The organism is Chryseobacterium panacisoli, from assembly GCF_008274625.1.
GTDB lineage: Bacteria > Bacteroidota > Bacteroidia > Flavobacteriales > Weeksellaceae > Chryseobacterium > Chryseobacterium panacisoli.
In genome coordinates this window covers 463088-482030 of record NZ_VTRU01000003.1, presented here as the reverse complement: position 1 = coordinate 482030, position 18943 = coordinate 463088, and the positions used below count along the sequence as shown (strand labels likewise).

Sequence of the window (18943 nt, the reverse complement as noted above, 5' to 3'; positions counted from 1 at the left end):
CGTTTACTTTTTAGGGGTAAGACAGTTTTCTGAAATTTTCAGTAAAGCTGAATACATGACTTCCAGTTCCTCATTTTTAATACCCTTTAAAGCCGTTTTACGGTTCTTTTCCACAATATTCTGAACCTCTCTGATCACTTTTACTCCAGAATCTGTTACTTCCAGGTTAGTTTTTCGGCGGTCTTCAGGATGAACATGTCTTGTAATGTATTCGGATTTTACCATTAAATCAATAATCCTCGTGACAGAAGCATTGTCTTTAAAAACAAGGTCACCAATCTCGTTCTGGGTAATTCCCGGGTTTTCCAGAATCGCTTTGATGATAAGCCACTGATCAATTGTGATCGTATAACCATGTGCTTTCAGCTGCCGCTGAGCATAGTTTCTGTAGGCTCTGATTGCTTTGTCTATGTTGTAGAATATAATTGAATTTAACTTTTCCATATTTCAGAATTTAAAATGATTTATCAATTATTGATATATCAACTAATTGGTAGAATCCTTTTTTATTTTGTTACAATTCCTGAAAAATATTTTCAAAAAAAATGAAAACGGCCTGTAAATTATTTCTGTTTTGTCTTTGTAGAGGCGTTTTTCGACCCTGAAGTAAAAGTGATATTTTCTGTGGTTTTGAACAATCTGTCGATCTGTTTTCTGGCTGAGACATCAGGTGCAGCATTGTAAAACTCATTGATTAGATCCAGTGAAGTGGGCTTCCTGGGATATTGATTATTATTCAGAAAGCTTTTTAATGCCTTGTTCACGCTCTCTTCACCGATTAGACTGCTCAATTCTACCATGGCTGCAGCACCTTTGGAATAAGAAATATGAGGAACATCTCCCGTAGCTTTATAGATAGGAACATTTTCAGACAGTCCCTTTTCATTGTCATAGATCTGTTCATGGACTTTGATTCTTTCCATCATTTTTTCTCTGCCGTGCATTTTTTTGTAAAGCATCATTTCCGTATACATCGCCAGTGTTTCGGTAAGCATTACAGAACCCTCTCTGTCGTCAGGATTGATCTGGCTGTTTCCCCACCACAGATGTGAAAGTTCATGTCCGGCCAGTTCATTGATGACATCCTGTTTTTTGTCTGCCTGTATATTGGCATGGAACACCATATCTTCAGGCATAAAGACTGCAGAAGGATAGGCTGTTGCGGCAAAACCTCTGGTAAAAGAAGAAATCTCAGCAAAATTGATGGTTTTAAAAGGGTATTTCCCGAAGTTCTGCTGGCAGTAATCTAAAGTAAGCTTTGCATTTTCCAGAAGGTGATCTACATTTTCAAAATGCTTTTTATGATAAAAAATATTGATGATGACTCCTTTATAGCTCTTACTTTTCATTTCATAGTCAGCTGAAGAAACAGCAAAACGCAAAGGAATCTGATCTGCTTTATACCGGAAATAGCGACGCCCGGATGCAGTCCATTGCTTTACCAGATCTCCTGTGCCTATGGCAGTTTGATTCCCTTCTGTGGAAACAATCATAGTGAGATTGATAAAATCCTTTTTTACCACTTCAGGAGCTTCAGGTTTCTTCAGTTCCATAAGTTTTCCCAGTTTGAATTGGCTGCGTTGCTTTTCATCCTGAACTTCATAATCTTTTTGATAACCAACTGTGGGATAATATCTACTGATCCGCATAAAAGAACCGTTTTCAATAATGGCATTAAAGGATTGATGACCATTGACGGCAAACCATTGATAAGATAGTTTAAAATCAAGTGAAGCTGTTTTACCAGGCAACAAAGCTTGCTTTAATAAAACTTCTGTAATGTTTTTATCAATTTTCATGGTTTCAGGACCTGATGTCAATACAGCAGACTCAAGCTTTAGATCTTCATTAAAATTGATAAGTATTTTATTGATGGGCTGACTGGTTTGATTTACAAGGGTGTATTTTCCTATGATCTGATAGGCATTTTCTGAAGGATAGAGTTTGATTTCCGTGGTAATATCAGTAATGTCAGGCTGTGGAAGATTTTCATATTTCCTGAAGCTTTTTTCATATTTTACGGAACTTAATAGGGTCTGGTCTTCGTTTTTAGGAACATACCCTTTCATAAAAAATATTCCGGCAAATATTCCTGAAATCAGCAGAAGAATACTGAAGACATAAGGAATGACAGCGATTTTTTTAATCCTTATTAAATGATTCAATATCCATAAGGTACAGATGATACCCGCTCCGAACAGAAGCCTTTGTGCAAAAGCTTTTTCATAGATTCCGTAGCTGTTAAAATCACTGTAAGCCCCTTTGAAATCTGAAAATATTATAAAAAGAGGATAAGAGATGATTTTCCCGGAAACAGGACCGGACAATACAAAAACTGCAAGAATGGAAATACCCAGCGCAATAAATTTATGAGAAATTCTGTCATTGATCAGCAGGATCAATCCTGAAAATAAGATCAAAGGGAAAGTATTGAAAAGGAAAACCCCGAGATATGCCTTCCAGTCGATATGAAAATACTGATAAGCGGCCTGGAAAATAATTCCCTGAGCAATTAAAATCCCTGTAAAGAAAAACAGCAGAAGACTGATGGAGATAAAGTGCCCGGTTACTCTGTTTTTTGAGAAATAAGTACTGTTTTCAATCAGGAAAAATCCGGAAGATTGGCTTCTCCAGAATATGTCATTCAGGAAATAGGCTGAAATAAGAAGACCAAGCAGATGAAAGTTCTCTGAAATAGTTGTCGCCATAAGTCCCGAACCGGCATATTTCTGCGGAAGACGGATTCCTTTTTCAATCTCTGCATACATTTCCATGCCGACACAAAATAACAGGAGGATAGAAACAGCAGGAACAGCAATACTTTTGAATAGATAAGTAAGATCCGTTTTCACAAATGAAAATACAGCCCGAAAAGAAGCCAGTCCGCCAAAATCAGCGGAAACAGTTGAATATTCGGATCTATTCGTTTCAGATAATGACTGATTCATTCCAGATGTTTTTACTTTCCTTCCGGATACATTGGAGAATGAAAATAATCTGAGTGAAAGAAAAAGAAATCCAAATGATATCAGGATAAATAAAAGTCTGTTGAACAGCAGATAGCCCATAAAAGGAACGACCTGAATATTCTTCTGATGTGAAGTCAGATCGCGGGCCTGCATGAAATAAGCAGACAGTCCGAAAGGATCAATCAAAGCGGAAAACTGCTGTGTTTCCAAAGACTGTGGCAAGCTTCCCGCCATAAAAGGTGAGTTGGAAAACAGTAAAACAATCATATACAATACATACAGAAGCAGCCCGCCCACTACAACCAGCAGTTTTTTCCTGGCAATCAATGAGATGAGAAACAGGAAACTGCAGACAAATAAGCTGTTGATAAGGCCAAAGATCAACAGTGGGTAGAGGTAATGGATGATAGTAAAACCTTCCTTCATTTCACTTCCGGTACGCATGATCTGTCCTATGAGAAATCCCGTCATCAGAAATGAAAAGCTTACAAATGTCTGAAGAAAATAAACGGTAAATTTCCCTTTCAGATAAGTGGATTTTGAAAACGGAAATGAAAACAGAATATGTTCAAATTTTGAATCCTGATCTTTAAACAACAGCTGTAAGGCATACACGGTGGCGAAAAAAATAACGGCAAGACTCAGCATCCCGCTCATAAAACCGATGGTATAAGGGGAGTTTAAATAAATTCCTTCTCCTACTGAAAGATTGAACTGACTTCCGCAAAAAATACCGAGCGCTACTAAGAGTAAGGCCACCAGATAGGTGAGCCAGTGCTTGGTAGTGCGTCCGGCTTCAAATAAAAATAGAGTGTTCATGATTAAGGTTTTTGGGTGAGTGTATGGAAATAAACGTGTTCCAATAAAGGAGTTACGGAACTGAAATCTTTGGGAGATTCTTCAGAAAATACGGTAATATGAAGCTCTCTTTCGAGAAGCTGTCTGCTGATGATCTCATAGCTGGAACCATAGGTCTCCAGCTCGGTTTTATCAATAGGTTTTGACCAGATTTTATTGTCCAGTTCTGCAATTAATTTTCCGGGATTTCCTTTTCTGAGAATCTGTCCGTGGTTCATTACCGCCATTTCTGAGCAAAGATTTCTGACATCCTCCACAAGATGAGTTGACAAAATAACAATCACATCCTGGCTGATATCATTGAGTAATGTATTAAAACGGTTACGCTCTTCAGGATCCAATCCTGCAGTAGGTTCATCCACAATGATGATTTTCGGATCTCCCAATAATGCCTGCGCTACGCCAAAACGCTGTTTCATCCCTCCTGAGAAGGTGTGCACTTCTTTTTTAGTGAAATCAGATAAGTTGACCTTTTCAAGCAGACTCAGAATTTGATTTTTACGTTGGTTTTTATCGGTGATACCTTTCAATAGGGCAATATGTTCCAACAGGTCATAGGCTGAAACTTTCGGATATACCCCGAAATCCTGCGGAAGAAATCCCAGATTCTGTTTAATATAATCGGGATTTTTAATAATATCTACTTCATTGAAAAGCAATGTTCCCGATGTTGGTTTCTGAAGCCCTACAATAGTTTTCATCAAAGAAGATTTTCCGGCTCCGTTGGGACCAAGCAGTCCGAACATTCCGTTTTTGATATCAAGTGAAATGTTCTTAATAGCTTGAAAACCATTTTTGTAGGTAAGACTAAGGTTGTTGATAGATAATGTGTTCATAACGTTGTGTTTGGGGAATAGAATGACAGGCGGCCTTTCGGCAACTAGTTTAGGTTTAAAGTTTAAAGTTTAGGGTTTTGAGTTATTAGCTGAAAGTTAAAAGTGGAATTTTTACACACCTACCCTCAAACTCTCCAACTCGCACCCCGAATCTCGACTACTCTTTAAATTCAAGAATATCTCCCGGCTGGCATTCCAGGATTTTACAGATGGCTTCAAGCGTATCGAAGCGGACTCCTTTGGCTTTTCCGGTTTTAAGGATAGAGAGGTTGACGGGTGTGATCCCCAGTTTTTCTGCCAATTCTTTACTCTGCATTTTTCGTTTGGCAAGCATCACATCTAAGTTGACTATAATTGGCATTTTAAATAAATAAGTCTTGTTCGTTTTGCAAATGTAGTCCTTGCTTAAAGATATTCGCAAGAAACAAACAGAAAATTCCAAGCATAAAGTGAATAAACACCAGTCCCCATATCATACTTTCTACTTCCACAAAGAAACTCGCGATTATCACCAGTGGAAGCGGGATGAAAATATTATACAGGTAAAATTTCTTAAGCTGATCGATATTTTCCTGCGTAAACAGTTTCTGCTGGAAAAATACTTTGAAAACCCTGGCAGATAACCAGAAAAAAATTCCATAAGTGATAAGTACAGACATGAAGGAAAAAATCATATAGGGATAATTGTTTTCGATATTCAGAAACGGCTGCTCTGTAAACGGATAATTGATGTGAAGGAATTTTTCCTCTTTATAAGGCGTAACCGCAAATCCGGTGATAAGACAGGATAAAGAATATACAAAAGTAAGTAAATATCCGGCTGACAATACAGAACAGATATAAAATAAAATCCTTGAAATAATTTTGGTCTGATTCATGGTATGAATAGTAATTACTATTGCAAATGTATAATTAATTATCGTAAAACAATAATTAATTTAAATAAAATTTTATTTTTTTAGATTGAAATCTCTCATAAAGCTGAACAGAATAGTGTGATAATCAATGTTTTTAATTAATTTTAAATAACAAAAAATTGAAATCATGGCTTACAGTACTGAACTTGCCGACCGCGTACGTGAACGGCTTTCAATAGTAGATAATATTGAGATTGAAGAGAAGAAAATGTTCAGCGGACTGTCTTTTCTGGTGAACGGGAAAATGTGCATCAATATCAGTCATGACAACCTGATGTGCCGCTATGATCCCGAAATTGAAGATGAGGTTTCCGAGAAAAAAGGTTTTCTGCCCATGATTATGAAGGGAAAACAGTTAAATGGATACTGCTATGTAGAACCCATTGGTTTTAAAAAAGCAGATGATTTTGAATATTGGATCAAAATCTGTCTGGATTATAATCCGATGGCAAAGGCTTCGAAGAAGTGAGTTTTTGGGTTTGAGGGTAAGAGTGTCGAAGAGTTTGAGAGTGGGAGCGCTTGAATTCAACGGTCCCACCATTCATAACTCATCATTCATAATTCATCATTATCTCCGTACAGTTTTTCTCTTATCTTAATCAAGATTTTTGTTGTTTTTTCTAAATCCGGATACTCAGGAAGACTGGAGGCAGAATAATGTTTTTCTATTGATTCTATAAGGTTTTCTGCCTTTTGCATTACGTTTTCATATGACTGATTGCCTGCTTTGATATCTAACAGTTCGTCACGGTTTTCTACGCGAATGGTCAATGAACCGGTTTTAAAGATCTGTTCACAGGACTGTAGCAGCCGGATGGTGTGCATCATGTTCTTGCTGTCGTAATTCTGTCCGTGAGTCTGATTTACATTGTAACGGTCTTCATTACGCTCAGCTACCCATTTCCAGTATTCCCTGTAGTCTTTGCAGTACACAGAGTACGCATCAAGGTTGCAGAACAGATAAGCGACTGGTTTTTCATGTTTGGGAACAGATGATAAGGAAACCTGATTAGCTTCTTCATTCTGGATAACACCTTTATACCCCAACGCTCCGGATTCATCATAAAATAAAGCATACATTCCTTTTGTATGATCAATGCTTATCAATCCGCAGTTTTCCTGTGATAAACCACCTTCGTTCATCCATCTTTTCAAGAGTACAGAACCCTGTCCTTCAAGAATACAACAGAAATCCAGAATCGATTTTCTCTCTTTATCAACAGGATTTAAAATCTTTTTGTTGAGACCTTTTGCCTTTTTAATCTGGGAAATAGCATAGCCGGCAAAGGTATCTTTACATAGTTTTGATAGAAAATCTTCAGTTTTCAGAAGATCCATCAACGGATGTCTATATTGAATACAATCCTCCGGGCTGGCCAGTATTTCCAAAATATTGGGGTTGTTTTTCTGCAGCAGTTCTACAAATCTCCCGATTTCATAATATGTAATGTCATTCGTCTCATTGGAAATCTGCGGAATATAGTTCAGCCCAAAGAAATCTTCCTTCGGCAGATAATACACTCCACGGATATCCGTATCAGAATTCTCCGTTGCCAGCCCAAAAGCCCGGCTTCCGGAGATGGCTTCGAAGAGGAGGAGGTTTTTATTTTTTAGATCTGAAATGGTCATTTTAATTATTTAAATTGTAGCTTTTTGATGAAATCTATTTTTTGATATTTAATGGAACTCGTATTAATTTCAATTTTTTCAAAATCATAATGAGAACGCCCTGCAATATACCCGGTTTTATCATCATTAATTATTAGGAATTCTTCACCTCCACAGGTTTCAAATGTATAAATTCCAATATAAAAAGGAATTGAATCATATTCCTGAAGACATGTATTCAAAAAAGAAAAATCAATATTTTCAGAGACGAATTTTTTTTCAAGCAATGAATATTCATAATTCCCTTCATCAATACTATTTTGGAGAAATTCAAAATCTATAGCAGCATCTGCATATTTCCTGATAATAAATTCAATAAATTCTTTAGTATAAAATATTTTATAATCATCAGCTTTTTTAAGTGCCTGATAATAAAAATTGTCGGAATCTTCTGAAAATTTGGCAAAATAAGTCTGTATATTTTCTGGTATTACAATTCCATACTTTGACTGTATGATATTACAATGTTTAATAAAAGAGTTTTCTTTTTCCATGGATATTAATTTTTAATACAACTGTTCACAATTACCTCCAGTGCTTTCTCTGCATCACAGGCATATAATCCTGAACACCATCCGGGATTGGCTTCAATTAAAGCCCAGCCTTTTCCTTTTATAATTCCAAAATCCAGCACAATACCAGTGGGAAGAGTAGAAGAATACTTTTGAATAAAGGATTCAAAGAATTGAAATAGATCTTTCTTTTCTTTCTTTGAAAGTTCATTGGTATCAAAAGAATCGTTTCTCCAATAAGAAGAATACGTTTTAATTTCATTATTGAAAACAAAACATCTCACTTCAAGCTCCCATTCCACAACTTCAGAGGTGAAAACCATGCTTTCCGGATCCAGTGTTTCAAAGCCTTTGATATCTGTAACTTTATCGAAAACTCCTGCTTTAAAACTTTTAAAATCCGAACATTTGATGAAAATATTTTCTTCATGTACGAAATCTTTCAGCCTTCCGTAAACAATTTTCCGTTTTGTAAACTCTTCTGAAATTTTTGAAAGCCAGTCATCATCGGGTTTTGTTAATGTTAAATTACATTGTTCAGCAACAATTTCCGCATAAATATCCTCACCATACACTCCAATTACATCCTGACGAAATTCTTCGGGAACATTCCATTTGGCATTGAAGCGGCTCAGTTCATAAGATGAGTTGAGCGATGCTTTTTTCAGATTGTTGCTGTCTTCAGTATACATGGGGGAGAGTGCGATTATATTTCTCATTTGATTTTATTTAATAAGATTAATAATGGTTTTGCTGACTGTCTAAAGTTTCTTTGATGACTTCCGGCAAAGGTCTGAATTGTGTAAGAAATTTATATTTTATTCCTGCAGTTGTTTTATAAGATGATAAATTATACCCCACATTGCCTTTTTCTTCTTTATTAAGAACGAGATTGTCATAATTTCCCAGATCCATGGTGATAATCAGTTCTTCTCCAGACTTTTTGAACTCTTCATAACAGTTGTTGACAAAGTCAAAAGAAGGATTTGTTCTGTCAAAACAATCTTCTTTTACACGGAATTCATAAACTGCATCATCAAGCTGCTGTAACAATGTAGCCAAATCTGCATCATTTCCGTGAATTTCTTTGTATCGGGTAACAACTAATTCAATAAAAGCTTCTGTATAGAAAATGATAAAACTATCATGATCAACATTCCAAAAAATACTATAAAAATAATTGTGTTTTGGAAGATCATACCTTTTGAAAGTTTCAATCACTGACAGGGGGACTTCAATTCCCATTTCTTCCTTTAAAAATTGACACCTTTCAATAAATTCATGTATTTTTTCTTTCTCTTTGGGAATCAATTTTTCAATCTCTTTTTGAAGGGGTTGAATATACTTCTTTTTGAAGAAGTTAAATATTTTCATGTTATCTTTCTTTAAAGTTTTAATATCTCCCTAAAAACCCTCTCCATCTCACCTTTATCCGCCTTTCCTCCTGATAAACCTTTCGATTTTTCTTCATTTTCCGCGACTGTTTTCTCCAGAAAATCAAATAATTCCCAATCGTTCGGGTGGTAATAAGATTCTCCTTTGGTGGCTTTTAAAGCAACAAGATCTTCTATTTTTCGTCTGGTTTCTACATCGGTTAAAACAAGCAGTTCACTGAACAATACAGGAGGAACTGTTCCTTTTTCTATGATCCATTTTCCCGTTAATGTGGTTCGTAAGCAATAAAAGTAACTTTTTAATTTTACTTCATCACTTCTGCAGGCTTCCAGATATTTCTTGCTCATGCTCAAATAATGATAAGAAACTGCGACCGGAGAAAAGCAGGCATCGGCCAAAGGTCTGAAGAGTTCCACAAACTTTTCATCTGCTTTATAAACGATAGGAGAATAGAACCAGCTCAGCAAGGCAGCATTTGACTTTAGCAAAAGGTGAAAAGTCTTCCGCAGATCCCAACCCGAACCATCCAGGTCGTCTTCTGTCATAAATTCTATCGTTTCATCCTTATCCCAGGGAGAAAGATACCAGTCTTTTTCATGGCGGTATATAAAACGTATGTCATAATCACTGTCAGGAGAGGCAAACCCCCAGGCTCTGCTTCCTGATTCTACTGCAAGAAGGACTTCTACGCCCCGGCTTGCTTCAACTTCTTTTATTTTTTCAAGTATTTTTGGTGTCATTGTTTTCGATTTATAATGCAAAGTAAAGAGTGAAATGCGCAATGTTCTTACGTAGAATTTTTTATGTTGGAGAGTCCGAGGGTAAGAGAGTGAGAGAGTTTTAGGGTGCGTGTCTAACTTCCAGCCCATATATCATCAATACATTTTACTTTTTACATTGTGCACCATACAAAATCCTCCTCATTTCACTAATATTGCACTTTCTCAATTTAACATAACTACATTTAATACCCATGTTATCATCAGAATTACAGCATAAAATTGATTTTAAAACGAAACCATTAGGTGCATTAGGAAACCTTGAACATATTGCCCACAAAATCGGAATGGTTCAGAAGACCACTTCACCACGGCTATCGAATCCTCATATGGTGGTTTTTGCGGCCGATCACGGAATTGCAGCAGCAGGGGTAAGTGCCTATCCACAGGAGGTAACCTATCAAATGGTCATGAATTTCCTGGGTGGAGGTGCTGCCATCAATGTTTTTTGCAGACAGAATGGAATTAAAATTAAAGTAGTAGATGCCGGAGTGAATTTTGATTTTCCGGAAGGGCTGAATCTGGTAGACAAGAAAGTCAGAAAATCCAGCCGTAATATTCTGGAAGAACCGGCGATGACTTCTGAAGAATATCATAAGGCCCTTAAAAATGGGAAGTCTGTGGTGTCTGAAATTGCAGGAAAAGGCTGTAATATCATTGGTTTTGGTGAAATGGGAATCGGGAATACTTCAGCTTCTTCATTGATGATGAGCAAACTGTTTGACATTCCGATTACCAATTGTATCGGTCGCGGAACAGGTTTGAATGACCATCAATTACAAAGTAAGATCCATATTTTAACACAAGCGATAGAGAAATATCCGTCTGAAATGACTGAAGATGAAATTGCTCAAACCTTTGGTGGATTAGAAATCGTACAAATGATTGGGGCCATTGAAGAAGCTTATCATTATAACATGCTGATCATGGTAGACGGATTTATTGCAACGGTAGCGGTAGCCACGGTCTGGAAAAAGAATCCTGAAATCCTGAACAACTGTATTTTCTGCCATGTAAGCAATGAAAATGCCCATCCTCAATTGTTGGGATTGATGAGAGAACAAGCTATTCTCAATCTGAATCTGCGTCTTGGGGAAGGAACAGGTTGTGCATTAGCCTATCCGATTATTCAAAGTGCAGTTAATTTCCTGAATGAAATGTCAAGCTTTGAAGATGCTCATATTTCTAATAAATCATCTTAGCTATAGAAAATAATAAAGGGGCAGTAAAGCCCCTTTTATGGTATAGAAATGTAAACGATTAGTAAGTTTTAGCAATATCCTTGCCTGTAAACATCATACGCACAGGTTTGTGCTGAATAGCATCTTCATTGAAGTTATACAATTTAAATATCAGGTCAGTAGGAATATATCGGTATAAACCATCATCAACCAAATATATTTTACCGTCGTTGGTGTTTTGTACCAATTGATTTGCTGAAGTGATATCTGGTCCTCTTTCTCCGGTATAGTCATTGATATTATTAACTTTCAAAATCTTCCAGTCTTTAGGTTTTCCTGTTCTTGGATTGGGTTTGAAATCAAATAATCCATTCACAACAGACCAGGATTCAATACGTCTTAAAGTACTTTCAAAGACAATGTACACCGCTCCTGTACTGTTATCCTGGAAAAATTCTCCGTCACGGATTCTGAAAGCTTTAGGTTCTGATTCTTTCAGGTAGAAGGAAATACCTTCGTAAACAAATCCGTCTTTTCCGTCTCCCAGTTCATTCTTATCTCTCGTATAAAAGTGAGTCTTTTTGTCAGAATTAAAATACCTGTAAATCGGAAAACTTCCTGGCTCATCACCGTTATAGCTGGTACCAAGATCTCTTTTCTCCCAGTAGCTTTGTCCGGCAAATTCATTAGGATTGGTTGTTAATACCAAATCATTGCTGCCTGTGTGAAACCAACTTGAGATAACTGCACCAGGCCCATCTGCAGAACCTAATAATCTCTCCTGAAAATAATAGCTCAGTCCAGGATAGGATTTTGGAAGTTCGGATGGCAATGGAGAGGTATTATACAGGTGTTTTTTGGTAAGATCACTGTAGAAACCGTAAATAGGATGGGTTAAGTAAAAAGACTTGGACCAGATTCCCGCAGGTGGAGGAGTTGGTGTATCAGGATTGTCTCTGAAACCTCCTTTTGCCAGCATATTTTTTCCGGATGCATTTAAGGCTTGTGATTCATTTACATTTTCCAGCTCATCATCGGGAGCTGAACAGCTTACTATGGATATAAGACATAATCCAACGAAATACGCTTTTTTCATTTGTTTTTTTTCATGGTTATTAATGGCGCAAAAGTAAAAAAAACACTGTATTTAAAGGAAAAATATTAAAGTGATAACATTCATGTTTTTCATTTTTCCCATTTATCTTTTGATCATATCTGAAAGCTTTCCTAATTTTACTGAAATTGATTAATGCAGTTTTTTATATCTAAAAAAACAATGAAAGTCTTCAAGAATGAACTGATCTACTTTGCAACAGCGCTGATGTTTTTCACAAGAATCCCGGTTCCGTTTACCATTCCATATTCCAGTGAGATTATGAACAAATCCCAAAAGTATTTTGCCTGGGTTGGCTTGGTAATAGGACTGATCAATGCGGTAATTCTTTATCTTTCTACGATGCTCTTTAATCTTGAAATCGGGATTGTTTTAATGATGATTTCCAGTGTTTTACTTACCGGAGCGTTTCATGAAGATGGTTTTACAGATATGTGCGACAGTTTCGGAGGCGGATATGGAAAAGAGAAAATCCTGACCATTATGAAAGACAGCAGAGTAGGAGCATATGGAACGATAGGGATTATCCTTCTTTTTGCTTTAAAATTTTACAGTATTCAAGCCTTGGGAGTGGCTGCACCAATGAAGGTTTTAGGTATTGTTATTGTAGCCCATACAGCAAGCCGTTTTATTTCAGGAACGATGATTTATACCCACCAATATGTCACTGATATTGATGTCAGCAAATCGAAACCTTTAGCGAATAAACCATTGGATAAAATGGCTTTAGTAGTAGGGTTTATAAGCGTTTTAATTGCTTTTACCTTGATTCCGGACTGGCGTTTGATTTTAGCTTTCGCACTGGCGTATCTTGGGAAAGTGTATATGGGCTGGTATTTTAAAAAACATATCGGAGGCTATACAGGCGATTGTCTGGGATCTGTGCAGCAGGTTTGTGAAGTTTTATTTTATTTAGGAACAATCATCACATGGAAATTCATTTAATTCGCCACACGGCTGTAGAAAATCCTGAAAACCTGTGTTACGGTTTTGCCGAAATGCCTTTAAGGAAAGATTATATTGAAGATTTTAAAACATTGAACATAGATAAGGATTATGATAAAATTATTTCAAGCCCTTCCAAGCGATGCCGCCTCTTAGCGGATTATTTTACATTGGATTATCATACAGATGAAAGACTTCGTGAAATGAATTTCGGGAGTTGGGAGATGAAAAAATGGACGGATATTCCGGAAGAAGAAATCAATCCGTGGTACAATGATTTTATTCGTGTAAAAGCCTCGGGAGGAGAAAGTCTTTTAGAGATGCAAACCCGCGTTCTCACTTTCTGGCAGGAATTAATTCAGAAAAAAGATATCAAAAAAGCCTTAATTATTACTCATGCCGGAGTTATCCGCCTGATTATTCAGTCTGTGCTTCAGTTTCCGCTGGAAAATATGTTCAGTATCCAGATTGATTATGGAAAGAAAGTCATCATCAATGTGAATGAAGGAATTTTTTCTGTTAAAAAGGTGAATGTTTAAAATCATTCTGTATTCTTATTACAATAAAAAAAACCGCTAAAAGTAGCGGTTTTATATTTTAGAATCTTCTGAAAGGTCTTACCCTTACCATGTTGTAATCTTTGTTATATTCCCACATATAACCAGCATATCCGTCCAGAATTCTTGCTGAGTTACCACCTGGTATTTCGGTAGAACTCCAATAATACTTTTGAGAAACATCATTCCATGGGTTGGATGCAATATTGTAAACATTCTTGGAACTTTTATAGAATGCCATTAATTCTTCTTCAGAAGGTAAAAACCAGTTACCAACGCCATTTACAGTATAATTGGCACATAATCTGGCGGCGCAATTGGCATCTGAACATTGGGAAATAATTCTTGTGGTATTAGCAGGACCTGATCCCATTACAGCCTGAGTCTGGTTGATGATATTAAATGTACATCCCCATTTGATCTTATCAGAACCATTATAAGTAAGGTTGGCAGGCGCAGCTTCCAGATATCTCCAGCCGTCCGTAAACTCCCCTTTATCATAAAAAACATATCCTCCTGAAGCACCAATGGCACCAGCTGTTTTAAATGTTTTTTCGTCCGAATAATATATCTGTGCACCTTCTTTTACATAAGATCTTACATAATATGTGGTGTTCGGAAGTAATGCCGTAGCTTCCAGTTCGTACGCTGAATAATTATTAGGATTTGATATTTTGATGATTTGACCGTTTGAGATATTCACTCCGGCACTCGTTCTGTAGCAGAATCCTTTTTCATCAGGAGAGAATGCTTCAAGATAATTTACCGTAATATCATCCGTGCTTAAAGTGGCTGAAGTAGTATATATTGCTTTAGCCATTTTGAATGTAATATCCATCTTTGCAGGCGTAACGAATATTACGTTATCTCCATAAATAATATCACCATTATTAGCTGCAACATATGCTCTTACATAATAAGTAGTTGATTTTTCAAAATCAGTACTGTAAGTTGCCATAAGCTGATAATCTCCTGTAGTGTTAGTATACTCTTCAATCATTTTGGAATTGCTGATGGTAGGATTAATATTCTTTGCCCAGCAGAATCCACGTCTTGAATATCCCGATCCGGAAGAGGTTACTGTTCCTGCAAATTTGAACTGTGCATTGCTGAAAGTAGGTTTACCGGTTACCACTTTTGGAGAAGCATTGACATTGTTGGTTGTACTGTTTTCATCATCTCTGCCGCCGTCTGAACCACATGATGCCAGCGTAAGGGATAAGAATAGAAATAATAATTTCTTCATGATTATGTTATTAGTTTTTAATTAAGCCGGCAAATATATAGAAAAAGATGATTACTTTAAAAAAAAAAATAAATTGCCTGTCATTGAGACTGTTGCAATAGATATAATCCAAAAACGCCACCCAATATAACAATCAGATGGCGTAATGGAATTTATTTAAAAATTCTGATAAAACTATCTTTTTCCAGGCTTTCCAGCGAGAAATCAAAATCAGCTTCCGCCTTTTCTGTTGTGATCTCTGCTCCAAGCTCTTTTAAAAGCTCATTGAAAGACATTGCTTCGTACCACTGCTGGTACAAGGCACTGGTTGCCATTACAGAAACTTCATTATTTCCTGAAACATGAGAATGTCCAGCTCCGAAATTCAATAGTACGAAACATTGTTTTTCGTTCTTTGTCGTCAGCATTCCCAGAATCATTTGCTTTTGTACAGAATTACATCTGGCTTCAGCAAAGAGATGATTAGGATTCATCATATATTCATAAGAAATGTTATCTCCTTTTCCGATCACGATTTTATATCCACAATTAGCATCTCCACTGAAAACGTTATTCATGACAAGCGTTGGTGTACAATGCCCTTTATTGGCATAAAGATATTCAACAGCACCGTTAGGAGCAGAAGTCATATCTCCTGAATACATCAATTGTCCGTCACCATGATTATAAGCTGCATTCCAACCTATTTTTCCGGCGATATTCAATCCCGAAAGGTCAAGGTCATTCGCACCCCATTTGTCTTCCCAATAAATACCTACAGCCAGTCTGTCACCATAAAAACGCGTTCCGGTAGGAATATTTCCAACAAACATTTTTTCAGAAGTTGGCAATGCAAATTCTACATTCTCTGGGAAGTAGAATTTCTTTCCGGAAAGGTCTTCATATTTCAGTTTCAGATAATCTAAAATAAATTCATAGTTGAACTGATTCACATAAGTTTCCTTACCTTTTTTAGTCCATGATTTTCCGTTTCTCACTCTGTAAACAAAAGTATCCTGTCCATACATTCTTGAGTAACATGCTGACAATGCTTTAAATAATGCAAATGGAGTTGCATTTTCAAGCCAATGCCAATCACTGTTTTCCAATAATGTATTGGTTGCGTCATTCAATGGGTTTGAAATCAGTGGTTTGTGGTGTACTTTAGAAAGCTTCGAAATTTTATTAATGGCTTTTGGAGCTCTGTTTTTATAAGCAAGAAATAAAGGCTTAAATCTGTTGAAAATTTCAGCCATTTTTTCCTGTCCAAAACTTTCAAACAGATAGCTTGGATTAAAATTACTTTGCTTAATTAAATCAATCAGCTCATCATTTTTGATTAAAAGCGTTGTATTGGTCGTTTTATAAATGACATAACGGAAAAACTCAACAGGATTTTCAGGATAAATGTCATACAGATCAGCTATTTTTATAATGGCTTCCTTATTTCTGATATTTTCTTTTCCTGAGAAATCATATTCCAGTTCCGTATGCATAATATGCAGCAGGTCATCTATGGTTTCTTCTTTCAAAGCAATTCCGGACTTCAGAAGAGAAAGGCATTTTTCCTGCATTTCTTCTATGGTATAAGCCTTGATTATTTTAAAGGTCAACTTTGTACCAGGAACATTCAGTACTTCATCAGGAATATAAATTTCACTCTGAAAATTACTTCCATAGGTTGAAATATAATGTCTGATCTGTTCAAAAAGCAATTCAATTCTGGAAGTATTTTTTATTTTCTCCCAGGATTTATGAAACGTTTTATTCAAATCATTTCCATTCAGTTTTTCCTTGGCATAATAAGAGATGATTTCATTCTTTGCCCAAACTGCATTTGGTTCAATAATAAAACCGTCATTAGAAATAAATGGCTCTGCATTTGATTCTTTGGCCAATACCGCATTGAATAATTGTAGTGTTTTCATTGTTTTAAGTTTAAAAAATAAGTGAGGAGTAGATTCATTAAAAGTGAAGGGTATAGGAACTCCTTTTACCTATAGTTTATAAAAAGCGGGGAGTAATTTATCCAAAAAATATAGGAACTCCCTGTGCCTGATAATGTATAAAAAGGCGGAAAGTAAATCTGGAAATATAGGAACTTTCTTTGCCTTAAATTTTTTAACTAATGAAAATAAATAGGTTAATTTAAGCATTTTCATTGTATTGAGGAACAGACAGGACTCGAACCTGTGACCCACAATCTTGGCGATTTATAGGAACTTTAGTTGCCTGCAGCGAAAAGTAATTTTGTTGCTCTACCATCTGAGCTACTGCCCCTGCCATTATGATAAAAGTTTTCATCAGCCTTACAGGTTTTTACAGTGTAAGGTTTGGTTATTATTTTTTGATAGTCTTATAAAAAGATTGTGTTATTAGTTCTTTATAAACCTTATAGGTTTTTAAAATCTATAAGGTTTAAATATTAAATTAAAAATTATGCTTTTCTGAATTTCTTTTTTCTCTTCCATGGAGCATTCTTCTCAACATCTCCGGCCATGATACATCCGTAAGGCATCACTTCATCCAGAACCTCGCAAAGTCCGTATTCTTCAATCTGTGCTCTTACATTTTTAGCACTTTTATAAGCGCTAGGAAGCTCAGAAATATCTACTTCATTGGAGTAGAAACGGATATCTAATCCTTCTGTTTCCTCATTGAAGATTTCTTCAGTTGTTTTATGAGCCAAAGATCTTTTATGCTGGCTTCTGCTGAAATTTCTTCCGGCTCCATGCGGTGCAAAACCTAAGTTTCTTTCATTCGTTTTTCCCTGCACAATCAGTACCGGTTCCGCCATATTCAACGGAATCAATCTTGGTCCCGTGATATCAGGCATAAATTTATCATCCAGTGGAGTTGCCCCTTTTGCATGATAGAACAGATCTCCATCTTTGAAAACGAAGTTATGCTCATTCCAATATCTGTTTTCCTTCTCCATTTCCAGCTTATTCAAAACGGCATCATGAAGGGAAGTATGGTTTTCTTTTGTCCATTGTCTGATCAGCTGAAGTGCTTCCCAATAGGATTTACCTTCTTCAGTATCATAAGGAATCCAGGCGTTTTCTTTCAATGTTTCAGGAGAAAGTTCCTGTCTGAAACGGTTGGCCGTCTTCATTCCTTTATCATATAAAGCCGCTCCCGGTGCTCTTGAACCATGATGAGTTATCATCATCGTATTTCCGGTATTTTTAGAGATCCCAACAAAAAGGAAGTGATTTCCGTCTCCCTGAGTTCCCATATGAGAACGGGCAATGCTGATCAGTTTTTCATCATTTAAGAATTCATTTTCTCTGAAAGCATCCATCAGTTCCTGAGACATCGGCATTTGCTCACCTCTTGGTCTTCCTCCGTATCCGAAGTGCGTTACAGAATGTGCAGCATCCAGTACCTCTTTAGGATTTGTTTTTCCAAAATCTGTCAGCATTACTGAACAGCAGATATCAGCGCTATGGAATCCCGGATGAATTGCATTCTTGGCAATGACCACACCTCCTACGGGAATCTGGCCTTCAGGACCTGTAGGGCAGGCATCAGGCATTATGGCTCCGCCAATTAGTGTTGGTGTTTTCATCAGGACCTTCATGGTTCTGATTACTTTTTCAACATTATCATTCTCACTTTCGTGTTCTGCTCGTATGTTGATCATAAAATCTTTAGCTGTTTCGTGAAGCGGAATAATATCCGGCTGCTTGAACTGTACCAGATATTCTGCGATCTGATGTTCATTCAGGTTATTCTCGTTGATATAGCTAATGGCATCTTTAAACCATTTTGCTGGTCTATATCCTAATTCGATTAAATGATTTCCATTAAATTCCATTTTGTTTCATTTTGATGATGCAAAGTAATATCATTATTGCGCAATAGTTTTGCGTAGATAAAGAAATTTTAATTATTTTTACAAAAAGTTATAATAAAGGGCGAAAGCTGATCCGTGATTGGCATATAAGCCTGAAACAATATAAAAACAAAATTAAAATCTGCAGT

At 36.5% G+C, this 18943-nt stretch carries 18 protein-coding genes and 1 tRNA gene; 4 read left to right on the top strand and 15 right to left on the bottom strand.

Annotated elements, in window-relative coordinates; genetic code table 11:
• Positions 1-3: 3 nt before the first annotated feature.
• The 5 genes from FW781_RS15240 to FW781_RS15220 form a co-directional block, all read right to left on the bottom strand.
• On the bottom strand, positions 4-444 hold the full coding sequence (locus tag FW781_RS15240) for a MarR family winged helix-turn-helix transcriptional regulator (protein ID WP_149388209.1): 441 nt from the start codon (positions 442-444) through the stop codon (positions 4-6).
• A gap of 119 nt (positions 445-563) precedes the next feature.
• Positions 564-3788, bottom strand: coding sequence for a M1 family aminopeptidase (locus FW781_RS15235; protein ID WP_149388208.1), 3225 nt, complete (start codon positions 3786-3788; stop codon positions 564-566).
• Between the two features lie 2 nt (positions 3789-3790).
• Positions 3791-4663: an ABC transporter ATP-binding protein gene (locus tag FW781_RS15230; RefSeq protein ID WP_149388207.1), complete on the bottom strand. Its 873-nt coding sequence runs from the start codon at positions 4661-4663 to the stop codon at positions 3791-3793.
• A 157-nt stretch (positions 4664-4820) separates the two neighbouring features.
• A complete protein-coding gene (locus FW781_RS15225) occupies positions 4821-5024 on the bottom strand; it encodes a helix-turn-helix domain-containing protein (RefSeq protein WP_002980904.1) in 204 nt (67 codons plus the stop codon).
• Position 5025: 1 nt separating this feature from the next.
• Positions 5026-5541 (bottom strand): DUF2975 domain-containing protein, encoded by a 516-nt coding sequence (locus tag FW781_RS15220; RefSeq protein ID WP_149388206.1) that lies wholly within the window; start codon positions 5539-5541, stop codon positions 5026-5028.
• A 166-nt stretch (positions 5542-5707) separates the two neighbouring features.
• On the opposite strand from FW781_RS15220, the gene FW781_RS15215 reads away from it, so the two are divergent.
• On the top strand, positions 5708-6049 hold the full coding sequence (locus tag FW781_RS15215) for a TfoX/Sxy family protein (protein WP_149388205.1): 342 nt from the start codon (positions 5708-5710) through the stop codon (positions 6047-6049).
• Positions 6050-6135: 86 nt separating this feature from the next.
• Here the strand turns inward: FW781_RS15215 and FW781_RS15210 are convergent, their stop codons facing one another.
• Genes FW781_RS15210 through FW781_RS15190 form a run of 5 tightly spaced genes read right to left on the bottom strand, consistent with a single transcriptional unit; the run spans position 6136 to position 9895 of the window.
• Positions 6136-7209 carry a nucleotidyltransferase domain-containing protein gene (locus FW781_RS15210; RefSeq protein WP_149388204.1) on the bottom strand — a complete coding sequence of 358 codons (1074 nt, stop codon included), beginning with the start codon at positions 7207-7209 and terminating at the stop codon, positions 6136-6138.
• 5 nt (positions 7210-7214) lie between these two features.
• Positions 7215-7742 carry a hypothetical protein gene (locus FW781_RS15205; RefSeq protein WP_149388203.1) on the bottom strand — a complete coding sequence of 176 codons (528 nt, stop codon included), beginning with the start codon at positions 7740-7742 and terminating at the stop codon, positions 7215-7217.
• Positions 7743-7747: 5 nt separating this feature from the next.
• Positions 7748-8479: an ATP-grasp domain-containing protein gene (locus FW781_RS15200; RefSeq protein WP_149388202.1), complete on the bottom strand. Its 732-nt coding sequence runs from the start codon at positions 8477-8479 to the stop codon at positions 7748-7750.
• A 19-nt stretch (positions 8480-8498) separates the two neighbouring features.
• Positions 8499-9134 (bottom strand): hypothetical protein, encoded by a 636-nt coding sequence (locus FW781_RS15195; RefSeq protein ID WP_149388201.1) that lies wholly within the window; start codon positions 9132-9134, stop codon positions 8499-8501.
• Positions 9135-9145: 11 nt separating this feature from the next.
• Positions 9146-9895 carry a nucleotidyltransferase domain-containing protein gene (locus tag FW781_RS15190; protein WP_149388200.1) on the bottom strand — a complete coding sequence of 250 codons (750 nt, stop codon included), beginning with the start codon at positions 9893-9895 and terminating at the stop codon, positions 9146-9148.
• Positions 9896-10128: 233 nt separating this feature from the next.
• Here FW781_RS15190 and cobT point away from each other — a divergent pair, with 233 nt between their 5' ends.
• Positions 10129-11136 (top strand): nicotinate-nucleotide--dimethylbenzimidazole phosphoribosyltransferase, encoded by a 1008-nt coding sequence (gene cobT, locus FW781_RS15185; RefSeq protein WP_149388199.1) that lies wholly within the window; start codon positions 10129-10131, stop codon positions 11134-11136.
• A 58-nt stretch (positions 11137-11194) separates the two neighbouring features.
• Here cobT and FW781_RS15180 read toward each other — a convergent pair whose 3' ends face one another.
• On the bottom strand, positions 11195-12211 hold the full coding sequence (locus FW781_RS15180) for a hypothetical protein (RefSeq protein ID WP_149388198.1): 1017 nt from the start codon (positions 12209-12211) through the stop codon (positions 11195-11197).
• 180 nt (positions 12212-12391) lie between these two features.
• Between FW781_RS15180 and FW781_RS15175 the strand changes: the two genes are divergently transcribed.
• A complete protein-coding gene (locus tag FW781_RS15175; protein WP_149388197.1) occupies positions 12392-13174 on the top strand; it encodes an adenosylcobinamide-GDP ribazoletransferase in 783 nt (260 codons plus the stop codon).
• Complete coding sequence (gene cobC, locus FW781_RS15170) at positions 13159-13713, top strand: alpha-ribazole phosphatase (protein ID WP_149388196.1); 555 nt, start codon at positions 13159-13161, stop codon at positions 13711-13713. Before FW781_RS15175 ends, cobC begins: the two co-directional genes overlap by 16 nt.
• Positions 13714-13771: 58 nt before the next feature.
• Here cobC and FW781_RS15165 read toward each other — a convergent pair whose 3' ends face one another.
• The 4 genes from FW781_RS15165 to FW781_RS22820 all read right to left on the bottom strand — a co-directional run bounded on the left by FW781_RS15165 (position 13772) and on the right by FW781_RS22820 (position 18194).
• The gene (locus FW781_RS15165; RefSeq protein WP_149388195.1) at positions 13772-14977 is read right to left on the bottom strand and encodes a DUF1566 domain-containing protein; all 1206 of its coding nucleotides are present in this window, start codon (positions 14975-14977) and stop codon (positions 13772-13774) included.
• A gap of 152 nt (positions 14978-15129) precedes the next feature.
• Positions 15130-16884: a hypothetical protein gene (locus tag FW781_RS15160; protein WP_149388194.1), complete on the bottom strand. Its 1755-nt coding sequence runs from the start codon at positions 16882-16884 to the stop codon at positions 15130-15132.
• A 241-nt stretch (positions 16885-17125) separates the two neighbouring features.
• Positions 17126-17236: transfer RNA gene (locus tag FW781_RS15155), tRNA-OTHER, on the bottom strand.
• Between the two features lie 157 nt (positions 17237-17393).
• Entirely contained in the window at positions 17394-18194 is an 801-nt protein-coding gene (locus tag FW781_RS22820) for an RtcB family protein (RefSeq protein WP_394349734.1), read from the bottom strand.
• Positions 18195-18943: the final 749 nt, after the last annotated feature.